10 protein-coding genes are annotated in these 16,432 nt (G+C 75.0%); 5 read left to right on the top strand and 5 right to left on the bottom strand.

Going from position 1 to position 16,432, the window contains the following annotated elements; translation table 11 throughout:
* Positions 1–325 precede the first annotated feature (325 nt).
* Entirely contained in the window at positions 326–1,123 is a 798-nt protein-coding gene (locus tag BM237_RS26315; protein WP_093852272.1) for an SAM-dependent methyltransferase, read from the top strand.
* A gap of 20 nt (positions 1,124–1,143) precedes the next feature.
* On the opposite strand, the gene lhgO is transcribed toward BM237_RS26315, so the two are convergent.
* Positions 1,144–2,436, bottom strand: coding sequence for an L-2-hydroxyglutarate oxidase (gene lhgO, locus BM237_RS26310; RefSeq protein ID WP_093852241.1), 1,293 nt, complete (start codon positions 2,434–2,436; stop codon positions 1,144–1,146).
* A gap of 222 nt (positions 2,437–2,658) precedes the next feature.
* Complete coding sequence (locus BM237_RS26305; protein ID WP_093852240.1) at positions 2,659–4,197, bottom strand: NsdA family TPR-like regulatory protein; 1,539 nt, start codon at positions 4,195–4,197, stop codon at positions 2,659–2,661.
* 692 nt (positions 4,198–4,889) lie between these two features.
* Here BM237_RS26305 and BM237_RS26300 point away from each other — a divergent pair.
* The gene (locus tag BM237_RS26300) at positions 4,890–7,091 is read left to right on the top strand and encodes an asparagine synthase-related protein (RefSeq protein ID WP_093852239.1); all 2,202 of its coding nucleotides are present in this window, start codon (positions 4,890–4,892) and stop codon (positions 7,089–7,091) included.
* Positions 7,092–7,190: 99 nt separating this feature from the next.
* On the opposite strand, the gene BM237_RS30380 is transcribed toward BM237_RS26300, so the two are convergent.
* Entirely contained in the window at positions 7,191–9,032 is a 1,842-nt protein-coding gene (locus tag BM237_RS30380; RefSeq protein WP_175541141.1) for a sigma-70 family RNA polymerase sigma factor, read from the bottom strand.
* A gap of 299 nt (positions 9,033–9,331) precedes the next feature.
* Positions 9,332–10,255, bottom strand: coding sequence for a TetR/AcrR family transcriptional regulator (locus BM237_RS26290; protein ID WP_093852237.1), 924 nt, complete (start codon positions 10,253–10,255; stop codon positions 9,332–9,334).
* 382 nt (positions 10,256–10,637) lie between these two features.
* Between BM237_RS26290 and BM237_RS26285 the strand changes: the two genes are divergently transcribed.
* The gene (locus BM237_RS26285) at positions 10,638–11,987 is read left to right on the top strand and encodes an NAD(P)/FAD-dependent oxidoreductase (RefSeq protein ID WP_093852271.1); all 1,350 of its coding nucleotides are present in this window, start codon (positions 10,638–10,640) and stop codon (positions 11,985–11,987) included.
* Between the two features lie 180 nt (positions 11,988–12,167).
* A complete protein-coding gene (locus tag BM237_RS26280; RefSeq protein ID WP_093852236.1) occupies positions 12,168–13,928 on the top strand; it encodes an ATP-binding SpoIIE family protein phosphatase in 1,761 nt (586 codons plus the stop codon).
* Here BM237_RS26280 and BM237_RS26275 read toward each other — a convergent pair.
* Positions 13,925–15,253, bottom strand: coding sequence for an MFS transporter (locus BM237_RS26275; RefSeq protein ID WP_093852235.1), 1,329 nt, complete (start codon positions 15,251–15,253; stop codon positions 13,925–13,927). The genes BM237_RS26280 and BM237_RS26275 overlap by 4 nt on opposite strands.
* Positions 15,254–15,412: 159 nt before the next feature.
* On the opposite strand from BM237_RS26275, the gene BM237_RS26270 reads away from it, so the two are divergent.
* Entirely contained in the window at positions 15,413–15,970 is a 558-nt protein-coding gene (locus tag BM237_RS26270) for a MarR family winged helix-turn-helix transcriptional regulator (protein WP_093852234.1), read from the top strand.
* The last annotated feature ends 462 nt before the right edge of the window (positions 15,971–16,432 follow it).

The following is a 16,432-nucleotide window of genomic DNA, read 5'->3' as shown; positions in this document are numbered from 1 at the left end:
CCGGGGTGCGTCTCGGGCGTCTCGGGTGCTTTTGCCGCTTCGGCGGGCTGGGGATTCTTCTCGGACACAGTGCGTACGAGTCTACGGCCGCCCGGCGCGGACCCCGGCGGCCGCGGTAGCGGGGGGCCGTGCCGGGCCCCTGCCGGGAGGACGTGAGGAAGCCCGGACGCCGGGCCGGACGCGGTGTTCGGGCGGGAGGGAGGTCGTTTCGCGGGGTCGGAGTTCCGGAATGCGGACGACCCCACCCCGGTCCGGGGGATGGGTGGGCGCTGACGCCGTGTGGGATCGTGTGCCCCTCACGGTCGGCACCGAGGAGGCGGACAGGATGGCGGACGGAACGACGGGCGGCGGGAGCGGGATCGACAGCTCCCGGCCCCACTCGGCCCGGATCTGGAACTACCTCGCGGGCGGCAAGGACTACTACACGGTCGACGCCGACGCCGCCGAGAAGGTCCTGGCGGCCTTCCCCGGCATGCGCGACATCACCCGCACCTCGCGCGCCTTCATCGGCCGCGTGGTGACGCACCTGGCCGGGCAGGAGGGGATCCGGCAGTTCCTGGACATCGGCACCGGCCTGCCCACCAGGGACAACACCCATGAGGTCGCCCAGCGCGCCGCCCCGGAGTCGCGGATCGTCTACGTCGACAACGACCCCCTGGTGCTGGTGCACGCCCGCGCCCTGCTCACCAGCTCCCCCGAGGGCGCGTGCGACTACATCGACGCCGACGTCCGCGACCCCGAGAGGATCCTGGCCGAGGCCGCGCGGACGCTGGACTTCTCGCGTCCGGTCGGGCTGATGCTCATGGGCATCCTGGGCCTGGTCCCCGACTACGACGAGGCCCGCGCGGTGGTGCGGCGGCTGGTCGAGGCCCTGCCGCCGGGCAGCTTCCTCGGCCTGAACGACGGCTCCACCGCCGACCCGGTCTACGTCCGGGCCATCGAGAGCCACAACGCCCGGGGCGCCGCCACCCCGTACACCCCGCGCGGCCCGGAGGAGATCGCGGGCTTCTTCGAGGGGCTGGAGCTGCTGGAACCCGGCGTCGTCTCGTGCTCGCGGTGGCGTCCGGAGGGCGAGCCGGGGCCGGAGACGGCCGTGTACGGCGGGCTCGCGCGCAAGCCGTAGGGGCTGCGGGCCGGCGCGGGTCAGCGGCCGGCGTCCAGCGCCGCCAGCGCCCGCCGCGCCACCTCGCGGCCGATCGGCAGCGACGCCGTCGCTGCCGGGGAGGGCGCGTTGAGGACGTGGACGGTGTGCGGGGCCTCGGTGATCAGGAAGTCGTCGACCAGCGCGCCGTCCCGCCCGACCGCCTGGGCCCGCACCCCGGCCGGGGCGGGGCGCAGATCGGCGGTCTCCACCTCCGGCAGCAGCCTGCGCACCGCCTCGGTGAAGGCCGTCTTCGACAGCGAGCGGCGCATCTCCCCGGCCCCGTAGCGCCAGTGGCGGCGGGCGATGTGCCAGAAGCCGGGCCAGCCCAGCGTCCCGGCCAGATCGCGGGCGCGGGCGGTGCGCCACCGGTAGCCCTCGCGGGCCAGGGCGGGCACGGCGTTGGGGCCGATGTGGACCGAGCCGTCGATGCCGCGCGTGAGGTGGACGCCCAGGAACGGGAACGCCGGGTCCGGCACCGGGTAGACCAGGCCCCGCACCAGCCGGCCGCGCTCCGGGGCCAGCTCGTGGTACTCCCCGCGGAACGGCACGATCCGCACCGGCGGCGCGTCGCCCGCCAGACGGGCCACCCGGTCGCAGTGCAGCCCCGCGCAGTTGACCATGGCGCGGGCCCGCACCACCGCGCCCGCCGCCGTACGGACGGCCACGCCCACGCCCGGGCGGCGGTCCACGGCGGCGACCTCCGCGCCGTGGCGCACCTCGGCGCCGGCCGCCTCCACCAGGCGGGCCAGCTCGGCGGCGACCGCGCCGTAGTCGCACACGCCGGTGGTGGCCACATGGATGGCCGCCAGGCCCCTCACGTGCGGCTCGTACTCGGCGATCTGGGCCGGACCCAGCTCGCGCACCGGGATGCCGTTCTCCCGGCCGCGCTGCACCAGCGCGTGCAGCCGGGGCAGCTCGGCGCGCTCGGTGGCGACGATCAGCTTCCCCGTCACCCGGTGCGCGATGCCGTACTCCGCGCAGAACTTGACCATCTCCGCCGCGCCCCGCACCGCGAAGCGGGCCTTGAGCGAACCGGGGCGGTAGTAGACCCCGCTGTGGATCACCCCGCTGTTGCGGCCGGTCTGGTGCCGGGCCGGGCCGTCCTCCTTCTCCAGCACCACCACCCGCGTACCGGGCCGGGCGCGGGTGAGCGCGTACGCCGTCGACAGGCCGACGATCCCGCCGCCGACCACCAGCACGTCGCAGTCGTACGCCGTGCGCCGCGCGGTGGGCGCGCCGGCGGCGGGGGAGGGGGAGGAGGCGGCCGAGGAGACAGTGGACACGTCCTCCATCATGGCCCGGAGCACTGACGGACAACCGTCCGGCCGCGCACCGGACATCCGAACGGCTCCCGGAGGCGGGCCGTACCGCCCGCTTCCGGACACACCGGGCGTACGTCCTCCGCCGGGCTCGCCGGGTCCGCCGGGTCCCCCGGGTCTCCCGGGCGCCGCGAGCGCGGCGGGCGGGGCGGGCGGACCGGCGGGCGCCGCGGGGCGGGCTGGGTCATGTCAGGGTCACGCCGGGGCGGCGAGCAGCGGGCGGGCCCGCTCCCGCAGCTCCGCCACCCGCGGCTCGTCGCCGTACGGCTCCAACCGGTGCAGCAGGTCCCGCACGTACTCCGTCGTCCGCGCCGAGGAGATCCGCCCGGCGACCTCCACCGCCCGGGTGCCCGCCGCGCAGGCCGCGTCCAGATTGCCCGACTCCAGCTCCGCGACCGCCGACACCACCAGCCGCAGACCGTGCGAGCGGACGAACTCCTCCGTCGGCCGCGACAGCGCCTGCTCGGTGAAGCGGCGCACCTGGCGCGGGGCCTTCAGATCGCGGTAGCACTCGGCGGCGTCGGCGGCGAGGCGGTCGTAGGAGTAGAAGTCGAGCCAGGACGGGTCCGGGTCGCCGTCGCGGGAACGCTCCAGCCAGCCCTCGGCCGCCGCCAGCGAGGTGCCGCAGGCCGCCGACTCGCCGGCCTTGGCAAGGGCGCGGGCCTCGACCAGATGGAAGAAGCTCATCGTGCGGGCCGTGGCCAGACCGCGGTTGCGCTCCAGCGCCGCCTGCGCCAGGTCCACGCCCTCGTCGGCGAAGCCGCGGTACGTCGCCTGTAGCGACATCGACGCCAGCACGTACCCGCCCAGCGGCACGTCCGCCGCCGCCCGGGCCAGCCGCAGCGCCTGGATGTAGTAGCGCTGCGCGGCCTCCTGCTGGCCGGTGTCGAAGGCCATCCAGCCGGCCAGGCGCGTCAGTTCGGCGGTGGCGCCGAACAGCGAGCGCCCCACCTCGTCGCTGTAGGAGCCCAGCAGCAGCGGGGTGGCGTCCACCCGCAGGCACTCGGGGACCATCGACGAACGCCAGTCGCCGCCGCCGTACTTGGAGTCCCAGCGCCGGGCCTCCTGCGCGGCCTCCCGCAGCTTGGCCACATCGCTGTGGCCCACGCGCGGGGACGTGGGGGCGGGCGGGGGCGGGCGCTGCTCGTCGGCGGGACCGGCCTCGAACCCGGCGGCACCGGCGGCACCGGCGGCCCCGAACAGGGTGGCCCCGGACAGAGCGATCCCGGTCGGGGCGGTCCCGGACAGCGCCGACGCGTTCCGCGCCACCGAGCTGTCGGCGGGCTTGATGAGCCAGCGCGAGGTGGGCACGGCGTAGGCGCTCACCGAGAACGAGCCCGCCAGCGACTGCCACACACCCCCACCCCCGCCGCGCCGCCCGGCCGGATCCAGCCGGTACAGCTCGGTGGCCGACCGCACGGCCGCGCCGACGTCGCGGGGGAAGGACAGGCCGACCTCCGGGGCCGGGTCGGCGTCCGCCAGACCGATCTCGTGCAGCGGGACGGGACGCCCCAGCTTGCTGCCGATCGCGGCGGCGATCAGATGGGGGGCCACGCCCTGCGGCACCATGCCCTTGGAGACCCAGCGGGCGACCGACGTCTTGTCGTAACGGAGGGTCAGTCCTCTCTGCGCCCCGAGGTCGTTGACCCGGCGGGCGAGCCCGGCGTTGCTGATTCCGGCGAGGGCGAGGACGGCACCGAGTTTCTCGTTCGGCCCGCGTGGCTCCCTGGACATGCGCACCCCTGACACACACCGACGGCCACCCCGTGCCGCGCACACGGGGCATTCGTCAACACAGCGTAGTTCGCCGCATCCCTACCGTTAAGGGCCGTCTTCCGGGATGGCGGGATTCGTGCAGGCTCCGCGGAGCGCGGGCCGGCGGCGCGTGAACGGGGCGCGGGGCGCCGACGGGCACTCCGGACCGCACCGCGCATGCTCCCCCGGCGCGTGCTCCGGGTGTGTGCCGGTGCGCCTGTCCGTGCGCTCTGTGCGGTCCGCAGGGGAGGCGTTTCCATGGGTGCTGCGTGGGTCGGCCCACTGCGCTGGAACCAGTGGGCTGGGGGAATGCCGTCGTCCCATTCCCCGCGGACGGCGGTCCGGTCCGGGAGGCGGTGAAGCCTCCCGGACTGCCGACGACGCTCCGACAACGCGCCGAAGAGACGCCGATGATGATTCGTTAGGCATATCTCACGGCAAATATTTGGCCGAATGACGCCGCTCCCGTCGGAGTCGTCCGGCGGGCCGTCACGGCGCCGGGGTCCGGCGTCGGCTTCCGCGCGTCCGCGTCCCCGAACACCTCCCCCACGCCCATCCCGTGGCAGCATGGTCCGCAGCGACGGCGGTTGACGGCTGCCGACGGTGACCCGCCACCGATCGGCCGCCGACGACGCCGAGTTACCGATCCACGGGGCCATGCGGAGGCGGCGATGCGGTGGTTGGTGGGATGGGCCGCAGACCACGCCTCCGGCGCGGGCGGCGCGGCCAGACCCGGGCAGACGATCCAGCCGGTGGGGGCGCGGCAGTTGTGGGACGGCCCCGACCCGCTGTGGGCGGTCGGTGACTGGCGGCCCGACGAGGTGCGCCTGGTCGAGGCCGACGGCGGCAGCAGACTCGCGGTGCTGGGCTCCTGCGGCGCCTCCGACGAGCAGCTGCGCATCGGACTGTTCGCCGCCCGCGGCGGCGCCCTGCGCCATCTGACCGCCTGGCCCGGCAGCTACACCGCGGTCGTACGCGTCGGCCGCCGCGTCACCATCACCACCGACCTCGCCGGAGCCCGGCCCGTCTTCCACACCCCGTGGGCGGGCGGCACCGCCTACGCCACCGCCGCGCTGCCGCTGGCCGACCTGATCGAGGCGCAGCTCGACGTCGGACACCTCGCCGCCCTGCTCGCCTGCCCCGACGCGCCCGAGGCGCTGGGCGACGGCACACCCTACGCGGGGGTGCGCCGCGTGGCGCCCGGCCACGCGCTGGTCATGCGCGACGGCCGCAGCCGCGAGACCGTCGGCTACGAACCCGCCGTGCCCACCGTCGTCGCCGCGCCCCCCGTGGACGCGGAGGCGGCGGTCGCCGGAGTGCGCGAGGCCCTGGTGGAGGCCGTACGGGTGCGGCTGGCCGCCCCGCGCCACGCGCCCGTGCCCGACCTCGGCAGCCTCGACCCCGGGCCGGTCCCCGGCATGGGACCGGCCCAGCGGCTCGCGGACCGCCCGGGAGGCGGGCGGGCCAGAGGCCCCGCGCCCGGCATCGGCGCGGACCTGTCGGGTGGCAGCGCGTCGGCGGCGCTCGCGCTGCTGGCCGCCGGACTGCCCGGCGTCCCGGGCACGGTCTACGGCACGCCGGGGACGTCGGCGGGCGAACGGCTGCTGGCCGTCACCTTCAACGACCTGACGCTGGACCCCCTCTCGGGACGCGAGGCCGAACTGGAACGCGCCCGCAGCATCGCGGAGAACCCCCGGCTGCGCCACGTCGTCGTCGCCGCCGGCGAGGAGGCCCTGCCGTACGCCGGGCCCGGCGGGGGCCCGCTCGCCGACGGGCCGCTGACCGACGAGCCGGGCCCCTCGCTGGTCGCCGCCGAACGGCACCGGCTGCGCCTGGCGGCGGGCGGCGCGGACCACCTGTCCGGATACGGCGCCCGCGAGGCGCTCGACGCCCACCCGGCCCGGCTGGCGGACCTGCTGCTGGACCGGCGCCGCCGCCATCTGCTGCGGCCGGTCACGGCGCTGGCGAAGGCGGAGGGCGCGACCGGGCGCTCGGTGCTCGTGCCGCTCACCGTCTACCGCGCGGCACGGAGACTGGCCCGTACGCCGTACCGGGACGGGGTGCGGGAGGCGGCGCGGCGGCTGCGGGATGTCACCGGGGGCGGCGTGGCGGGCTCCGGGGCCTGGGGCGCGGGCGGTGCGGGCGGGGGCCTCCACGAGGCCGGGCCGGGTGTGCTCGACGCCTCGCTGTCCGCCCTCGCATGGTGCCGCCCGGGGCCGGCCGCGCGCTGGCTGACGGGGGAGGCGCTGGCCGAAGTATCGATTCGGCTGGAGCAGGCCGCCCTCCGCCCGGTGCCCGGGGAGACCGGCACGCGCCCGGGGGAGCGGCGGGCGCGGGCGGCGCTCGCCCGGCTGGCGGCCGACCACCGGATACTCGAACAGGCCGCGGAGGTCCGCAGCCAGCGGCTGCACGCCCCCTTCCTGGACAACCAGGTCGTCCGCGCCTGCCGAGCCCTGCCCGAGGCGCTGCGCGTACAGCCGGGGGCGCGGGCTGCGGTACTGCGCGCCGTCCTGGCGGGGGCGGGCGTCCACGAACTGCCGCCCGGCTGGGGCACCCCCTCCCGCACCACCCACACGGCGGCGGCACGGACCGGGCTGCGGTCCCGCGTCGGCGACCTCATCGACCTCTTCGACGCGCCCCTGCTGGCCGACGCGGGGCTGGTGGAGGCCCGGGTCGTCCGCAAGGCGCTGCGGGCCGCGGCCGAGGGCGAGGCACTGCCGCTGGACGGGCTGGCGGAACTGGTCTCCACCGAGGTCTGGCTGCGCCGGCTGCTGGCCCGCCGGGGCAGCTGCTGGACGGGCACGGGCACGGGCGCGGCCACCGAGGGCCGGCGCGCGGTGGCGGGAGGAGTGCCGCAGCGCCCCAGCCTGTGAAACGGGCCGGAATCGGTTCCGAACGGTTCCGAACGGGTCCGGGCCGGACTCGCCCCCGGGTACGCCGGGCCACCTCGCGAGCGGCGGAGGCGCGGCGGGTCAGCGGCAGCCGATCCGCGCCCGCGCCCAGTCCGCCATGACCACCGAGTCCAGCACGCCGTTCGGCTCGACCACCAGCCGGAGCGTCCGCACCCCGGACAGGGGCACGCGGACCGGCACTGGCTCCTCGCCCCGCCGGACGACACCCGACTCCCACAGCCGGACCCCGTCGCCGTGCACGGAGAACCGGACCGCACCCCGTAGCGCCGTCAGATCGTCCACCCCGGCGAGCGCCTCGAACGAGGTGCAGGCACCGCCCAGATCGACCGCCACGGAGGAGCGGGCGGACACCGTCACCCCGTAACCCCGGTCACGGCCGCCGATACGCAACCGCGAGCGCTGCCACAGCCGGCTGCTTCCCTCCCGTACGGAGAGGCCGTCCGAACCGCCTCCACGGGGCAGCCGGTCGAGCCGGTGGACGGTGGCCGTGGACGCCCGGGGCGCCGAAGGGGCAGCCGACGGGGAGGCCGGTCCGGACGTGGGACCGGCCTCCCCGTCGGGTACCGGCCCGGCCCCGGGAACCGGCGCGGACGGGGAGCCGGGCCACGGCTCCTGCCCCTGCCCCTGCCCCTGCGTCAGAGGCTCCCCCGACGGTGCCGCTTTCCGGTCCGTAACGCCCTCGCCCCCGTCCACCGCCTCCCGCGGCGACACGGTCTGCGCCCTCGAACCCCCCGCCTCCGCTCCCGGCCCGGTCTCCGTCCCGCCGGACGCGCCGGCCGCCGACGGCCGTACCCCCGGCCCCCGGTACGGGCCTCGCGACGGCTGGCCGTCGGTCACCAGCGCCAGCGTCAGCGCGGTGGCCACGGCGGCGGCCATCACCCCCGCCGTGACGCCCGCCTTCGCGGTCGAACCCAGTCCGTCGAACACCGCGGCCCCGCTGCCGGCCGGACCGTCCATGCCTCCGGCCGCGGTGGCCGTGCCCACCGCCCCGGCCACCGGGTACGCCTCCGCGGCGCCCCCTTCCTCCGCGCCGGCCTGCGCCGCGTACACCTGCGCCGCGTACGCCTGTGCCGAACCCACCGCCGGGTACGGCGAGTACACGTCCGCACCCCAGCCCACGACCGCAGGCGGCAGCATCACCCGGAGCCGTTCGCAGGCGTCCCTGGCACCCAGCGCCGCCGACCGGCAGTCGGCGCACCGCTCCAGATGACGGCGCAGCCCCCGGTCCGCCCGTGCCCGCAGCCCTCCGCGCACATACGTCCCCAGCCGGTCGGCACGGTGTGCGCAGTCGCCGCCCGCCGCCCGCGTCCCGGCGGTGTGCACCGTGAGGTAGGACTGCTGTAATCCCTCCCTCGCCCGCTGTGCCAGCGTCGCCACCGCGTCCTGCGCCATCCCCAGCAGGGGCGCGACCTCCCGCGGTGACTCCTCCTCGATCACGGTGTGCCACAGCACCACCTGCCACCGCTCGGGCAGATCACGGAAGGCGCGCACCGCGGTGGACCGCTCGGCCCTCCGCATGGCCCGCACCTCCGCGTTCGCCCCGGAGCCCTTCCCGCCGCCCGGCGAATCGGCCGCCGCCGCGAAGACCGCGAACTCCTCGACGAGCAGATCCCAGCCGCTCGTTCCCGCCCAGGCCGCCGCCACGTCCCGGACCGCCGCCAGCAGATGGGTGCGCACCGCCGTGTCCGGCCCCGCACCGTCGCGCACGGCCAGCAGCGTGCGCGCGAAGATCTCGTCCGTCAGGTCGTTCGCGGTCGCCGCGTCCCGGCAGCAGTGGCGTACGTAGCGGCGCACCGCGGCGGCGTGCCGCCGGTACAGCTCCTCGTACGCCCGGGTGTCCCCGCCGCGCATCCGCGACACCAGTTCCGCGTCGCCGGGCACGGCGTCCGTCGACCCGTCCACTCCGTCCACACCCTGTGGACCGCGCGGCTCCCCCCGCCCGTCAGCACTCAAAGCGAGAACCCCCGTACACACAGTCGCCACCGAACACCGGCAAAGCGTGTCACGGTGAGGGCCGCGCATTCCCGGCCGTGCGCCTCAATCACCCGTCCGGGGCGGGAAACCGCAGAACGGTGCGCACGCGGCGCTCGTACGAGGTATGGGAGCCGAACGGCGGTGACGTGAATCTGGCCGAAAAACGCCGCTCCAACGCCGCTCCAACGCCGCTCCAACGCCGCGTCACCGGCGCCCCGGACCTCGCCTCAGGCCCCCACGGGCTTCGCGTGCCGCGGCCTGAGCCCCTCCAGCAGGATGTCGAGCAGCCGTGCGGAGGCCGCGGCCTGCTGCACCGCGTTCGGCAGGGACGGCGCCGCCGTGGCTATCACCAGCAGCACATCGGCGACCGTCACATCGGACCGCAGCTCACCGGCGGCCTGGGCCCGCTCCACCAAACGCCCGACGACGTCGAGCAGTTCGAGGACGCCCGCGTCGTCCTCGGTGCTCCCGGTGCTGCCGGCGTCCTCCCGTTCCCGGCCGGTCTCCTCCGGTGCGTCCTCCCGGCCGGCCCGGCCGTCCACCAGCCGCAGTCCGGGCTGCCCGTGTCCGCCGCCCTGCGGCGTACGCGCCCCCCTCGGGCCGGCGCCCATGTCCTCGGCCGCCCCGTCCGGCCCGTCGGTGAGCGGCCCGACCCGGAGTATTCGAGGCGGCAGTAGCCGTCCGGCACCCGAATCCACCGAGGTGCGCAGGAACCGGGAGAGCGCCGACCACGGCTCCTCCTCCTGCCCCAGCGCCGCCCGGGCCTGCTCGGTCAGCCGCGCCGTCTCCTCCTGCGCTATGCGCCGCACCAGTACGTCCTTGCTGGGAAAACGCCGGTAGACCGTGCCGACCCCGACCCGCGCCCGGCGGGCGACGTCCTCCATCGGAGCGCCGTAGCCCAGCTCACCGAAGACCTCGCGGGCGGCGCGCAGCACATGCTCCAGATTGCGCTGGGCGTCGACCCGCAGCGGAGCCGTACGCCTGCTCCCCCCGGCGTTCCCCCTGCCGGCCGCGACGCTCTCCCCGTCGGCCGGGCGCGTGGCCCCGTGGCCTGCGCCCGCCCCGTTCACCGGGCCCGCCCCGCCCTCCGCGGAAGAGTCGGAGATGACGGCGGTCGACCAGCGAGAGCCCTGAATGCCCTGAATATGCATGTTGTATTCCCCCGGTTGTATGGCAGCCTCCCCCCGGAGGCCCCCCACCCTTTGCCGCCGGGACACGGTCATGGCTCCGCCCGGCGTGCTACGAACATAGTTGAGCCCCGGTCACGAGAGAAGAGAGATGTTCCGCCACCTCCGCCCCCGATCGGAGTACGCCGCCCACCCCTCCTTCCGACCCCCTCCCGGACCCCCCTCGCACCCCCGCTGAGCTGCTGCTTTTTCTTGCCCGCAGTGGGTCCGCGAGCCCCGGGCCGAAGCCCTCCGCCGGTCATACGTTTCCCAGGACCTGTGGACAAACGTCTGCCCGCGGGTGCGTCATGGACAGGTGACGAAGGAACCCGCGCGCATTCTCGTGGTCGGCGGCGGCTACGTCGGCATGTACACCGCCCTGCGCCTCCAACGGCGCCTGAAGCACGAACTGAGACGCGCGCGGGAGGGCGGCGGGGGTGTACAGGTCACCGTGCTCGCCCCCGACCCCTACATGACCTATCAGCCCTTCCTGCCCGAGGCGGCCGCGGGCTCCATCTCCCCGCGCCATGTCGTCGTCCCCCTGCGCCGGGTGCTGCCCCACTGCAGGATCGTCATCGGCGAGGCGAAGTCCGTCGACCACGCCCGGCGCACCGCCACCGTCGAGACCCTCGCCACCGAGCACGCCGGCACCGGTCCCGTCGAGGTGCCCTACGACGAACTCGTCCTCGCCCCCGGCTCGGTCTCCCGCGCCCTCCCGGTCCCCGGCCTCGCCGACCACGGCATCGGCTTCAAGACCGTCGAGGAGGCCATCGGCCTGCGCAACCACGTCCTCGAACAGCTCGACATCGCCTCGTCCACCCGCGACCCCGCCGTCCGCGACGCCGCCCTCACCTTCGTCTTCGTCGGCGGCGGCTACGCGGGCGTCGAGGCGCTGGCCGAACTGGAGGACATGGCCCGCTACGCCTGCCGCTACTACCACAACATCCGCCCCCGGGACATGAAGTGGATCCTGGTCGAGGCCACCGGCCGCATCCTCCCCGAGGTCGGCGAGGCCATGGGCCGCTACGCCGTGCGCGAACTGCGCGGCCGCAACGTCGACGTACGCCTGGAGACCCGGCTCGACTCCTGCGAGAACCGCGTCGCCCGGCTCAGCGACGGATCCCGCCACCCCTGCCGCACCCTCGTGTGGACCGCGGGGGTCAAGCCCCACCCCCTGCTGGAGAGGACGGACCTCCCCCGCGACGGACGCGGCCGGCTGCGCTGCACCGCGACCCTGCGCGTCGAGGGCACCGAACACGCCTGGTCGGCGGGCGACGCCGCCGCCGTCCCGGACCTTGCGGCAAAGCCGTCCCCCGGCCGGGGCTCCGGTGAAGGACCGCCTCCGGAGTGCGCGCCCAACGCCCAGCACGCCGTACGCCAGGCGCGCCTCCTGGCCGACAACCTGGTGGCGTCGCTGCGCGGCCGGGAACCGGCGCGGTACGAGCACGCGTACACCGGCTCCGTCGCCTCGCTCGGTCTGCACAAGGGCGTCGCCCATGTGTACGGCCGCAGGCTCAAGGGCTACCCTGCCTGGTTCCTGCACCGCGTGTACCACCTGAGCCGGGTGCCGACGGTCAACCGCAAGGCGCGCATCCTCGCGGAGTGGACGCTCGCCGGCCTGTTCAAACGTGAGATCGTCTCGCTCGGCTCGCTGGAGCACCCGCGCGCGGAGTTCGAACTCGCCGCGGGCACCGGCCGCCACCCCGAGGGCCCCTGACACCGGCCGGTGCCGTCGGTCACACTGGACGTGTGACCATGGGTGGACCCGCGTCAGCGAAGAGTCACCGGCGGGCGCGGTCGGCGCGACGGGCCCGCGGGCACGGGCATCCGCACGTACCCGCACGCACACACCGGACACCAGACACGAGAACATCGGAATCGGATCGGACCGCACGCAGTGAACTTCACGCGCTGGAGCGCCCGGCTGCCCGGCACGCAGCGGCAACGACGCCTCGCCCCCAGGGCCGTACGGCGCCCGCCCGAGGCACCGGCCCCCGCCGGGGCCGTCCCGGCCGCCCGGGACGAGCACGGCGAGCCGTCCGCTCCGGGCACCGCGGGAGCGGGACAGGGCGCCGGCCGAGGCCTCGACGACCTGCCCGTGCGGGACCTGCTCGGGCAGGTCCCCGCCCTGGTCGCCCTCGTCCACGGCCCCGACCACCGCATCGCGTTCGTCAACGACGCCTATGCCGCGGCCTTCGGCCCCCGCGAGCCCGGCGCCCCCGCCCGCGAGGCACTGCCGGAGCTCACCGAGCTGGGCCTCCTCCCGCTGATGGACCAGGTCCTGCGCAGCGGCAGGCCCCGCACGGTCAAGTCCCGCAGGGTGGAGGGCCGGGACGGCGGGATCCCCGGAGCCGTCGGCGGCGGCACGCGCCCGGGCTACTACACCTTCACCTGCACCCCCGTCGACCTGAAGGGCCCCGGATCACGGCGCGGCGTCCTCGTCTTCGCCGCCGAGGTGACCGACCAGGTCGAGGTCGCCGAACGGCTGCGCGTCAGCGAGCGCCGGCAGCGCGAGGCGGCCGTCACCCTCCAGCGCAGCCTGCTCCCGCAGCAACTGGAGCAGCCCGACGACCTGCGGGTGGCCGCCACGTACCGTCCGGGCGGCACCGACGCGGCGGTCGGCGGCGACTGGTACGACGTCATCACCCTGGGCGCGGGCCGCACCGCCCTGGTCATCGGCGACGTGATGGGCCGCGGGGTCCGGGCGGCCGCCGTCATGGGGCAGCTCCGCACGGCCGTGCGCGCGTACGCCCGGCTGGACCTGCCGCCCCACGAGGTGCTCCAGCTCCTCGACGGGCTCGCCGCCGAGATCGACCCGAACCAGATCGCCACCTGCCTCTACGCCATCCACGACCCCAACGAGGGCCGCCTGGCGTACGCCTCCGCCGGCCACCTGCCGATCCTCGTCCGGGACCCGGACGGCACGGTCCACCGCACCGACGAGTCCACCGGCCCGCCCCTGGGCACCGGCGGCTGGCTGCACACCTCCGCCTCCGTCCCCTTCGGCGAGGGCTCGGCGGCCGTGCTCTACACCGACGGCCTGGTCGAGCGGCGCGACGCCGACATCGACCAGGGCATCGAGGTGCTGGAGGAGGCCTTCGCCGGGGCGACCGGCAACCCCCAGGTCGTCTGCGACCGGCTCCTGCGGGCCATGGGCATCACCGCCGAACACGACGACGACGTCGCGCTCCTGGCCCTCCAGCACCCGGTCCGCACCGGCCACGACGCGGAGCTGTTCCACAACGCCGCACTGGACCTCCTGGGAGGGGTCGAGGCCGCCCCGCGCGCCCGCGCCTTCGCCTCCGGAGTCCTGACGAGCTGGCGGTTCCCCCGGGAACTGCACGACCTGGGGGTGCTGGCCGCCAGCGAACTGGTCGCCAACTCCCTCCAGCACGGCACCCCGCCGATGTGCCTGCGCCTGCGGCGCACCGACCGCCGCCTGATCGTCGAGGTGACCGACGGCGACGACCACCTGCCGCGCCGCCGCCGCGCCGAACCGGTGGACGAGAGCGGCCGGGGCATCTCCATCGTCGCCACCATCGCCTCCGCCTGGGGATCGCGCCGCACCCCGGGCGGAGGAAAGGCGGTGTGGTGCGAGTTCGCGCTTCCGGAGACCGTCTCGCGCCGACCGGCACGGACGGGCCGAAACACGGCCTAACCGGCCCGCACGGATTCGGCGGACCGGACCGGCACCGAGGCGGCGACCACCAGGGACGCCCTCAGCGGGTTGTCCTGCTCGGCGGTCAGTCTGCGGCCCAGCAGCAGGGCCAGCACGGTGACGCCGAGCGAGCACAGCACCAGCATCACGATGTACGGCCCGTGCGCGGTGGCGCCCATCGGCCCGCCCACCGCCGGACCGATCGCCAGCGCCAGCTGCTTCACCAGGGCGAAGGCGGAGTTGTACCGCCCGACCATCCGGGCCGGAGCCAGGTCCGCCACCAGCGGGGCCACGGTCGGCGACAGCATCGCCTCGCCCAGTCCGAACAGCGCGTACGTGGAGATGATCGCCGCGACGGCCAGCGCGTGGCGGTCGGCGACCAGCCCGGACGCCCCGGCCGCCAGCCACGCCACCGTCCAGATCAGCCCGACCAGCGCGATCACCCGGCTGCGCCGCCGCCGTTCCACCACCCTGAGCACGACGAACTGCGCCAGCACGATCACGGCGGTGTTCGCGGCCAGCGCGATCCCCAGCGTCACCGGGGAGATCCGTGAGGCCTCGACCGCGTACGCCGAGAGCCCGGACTCGAACTGCCCGTAGCAGGCGAAGAACATCACGAAGCCGAGCGCGGAAAGCGTCACCATCGCCCGGTCGGACAGCAGCTCCCGCCAGCCGCCCCCGGCCTCGTCGGCGCCGGCCGCGGCGCCGTCCCCGCCGCTGTCCTCGCCGACGTGTGGGGAGCACTCGACACGCGGCCCGCCCGGCAGCCGTACCGTCGCCACGGTCGCGCCCAGGACCAGGTACATCGCCGACTCGATCCCGAACAGCAGCAGGAACGACGAGGGCCGTTCGGTGTCCACGACCAGACCGCCCAGCAGTCCGCCGACGCCGAGCCCGAGGTTGTTGAGGAAGAACTGCGTGGCGAAGGCGCGCGAGCGCGTCGCGGTGGTGGAGGACCACACGATCATCGTGGCGAGCGCGGGCTGGATCACGGAAAGGCCCGCACCGAAGACGGCGGCGGACACGTACATCGCCGCCACGCCTTCCGAGAAGGCGATGCCGAGTGAGCCCGCGGAGGCCAGGACCGTTCCCGCGACGGCGACGGGCAGTGGACCGCGACGGTCGATCACCCGCCCGGTGAAGGGCAGCACCGCCAGCGCGGCCACGGCGAAGAGCGCGAGCACCGTTCCGGCGGTGCCCGCGCCCAGAGTCCGCACCTGGGCCACGTAGATGAACATGAACGGGACGGTGAAGCCGTTGCCGAACGCGCTCAGCGCGTTCCCCGTCTGGATCCGGCGCAGCGCCGCGCCCGTCGCGGTGGTCACACTCACCTGCCTCTGAGTCCGGTGCCGTCTGGGCACGCATGGGATGGAACGGATGGGTCGGGGGAAGCCCGAAGAGAGACTTCGAAGCTAAAGTTCGACACTAAAGAGTACACAGACGAAGAGTTCGAAGCGAACGAGTTCATGCCATACTCCGGTCCCATGCCCGACCAGCCCCCCTCGGACCAGGACCGCGGCCCCACGCTCGACGAGCAGATCGCCATCTACCAGCGTGAGTACGGTGAGCTGGACCCTCAGGTGGAGAAGATCGTCAACGCGCTCAGCCGCCTCGACCGGCGCATGAGCGTCGCCTACGGACGCCAGCTCTCCACCCTCGGCCTCAACCACGCCGAGTGGGAGGTGCTGAAGGAACTGGTGATGGCGGGCAGGCCCTACCAACTGGGCCCGGGAGCCCTCGCCAAACGGCTGGGACTCACCCCCGCCGCCATGACCCACCGCATCGACCGCATGGCGACCGCCGGCCTGGTCACCCGGGAGCGGGACGAGAACAACCGCGTACGGGTGATCGTCGAGCTGACCGACGACGGCCGCGAGAAGTGGCTCCAGGTGATGCGGATGGCCTCCGTCTTCGAGGAGGACCTGCTCCAGGACCTGTCCGGCGAGGAGCGTGTCACCCTGGGAGAGCTGCTGACACGCCTGCTGCGCCGGGTGGAGGACACCCAGCCGGACGCCGGCGGCCGGCTCAGCGACCTGGACTGACGGCCGGACGGAGCCCGCGCCGACCGGCTCGCACAGACCTGCTGAGGAGGTCATGGGCGCGGCTTGACAGTCGGTGGGGCGGTCCGTAAGGTTCTCCGGGTTGCCAGAGAGCCGGAACGGCTCTCCAGGCAGCTCTTCTGTCGCCTTCGGCGGCGACCACTCACTTGGTGTGAATCCCTTCCGGGGGTGAATTGCGGCATGCCGCAATTCCGGTCCGGGTGGCTCGATTAGGAGCCGGACGGGGAATCCGCTACGGTGGTGGAAGCGCCGGAAACGGCGCGGAAGGAAAAGGCAGGACCCCGCCGGCGGGGATTCGGAGACCGAAAAGGGATCTGATAGAGTCGGAGACACCGAAGGGAAGCGCCCGGAGGGGCCCCGGAAGGGGTGCCGAAGGAAGCGTCCGTTCCTTGAGAACTCAACAGCGTGCCAAAAGTCAACGCCAGATATGTTGATACCCCGTCG

The organism is Streptomyces mangrovi, assembly GCF_900114215.1.
GTDB classification, from domain to species: domain Bacteria; phylum Actinomycetota; class Actinomycetes; order Streptomycetales; family Streptomycetaceae; genus Streptomyces; species Streptomyces barkulensis.
Note: the sequence above shows the minus strand (reverse complement) of the source record. Positions and strands in the feature narration are given on the sequence as shown.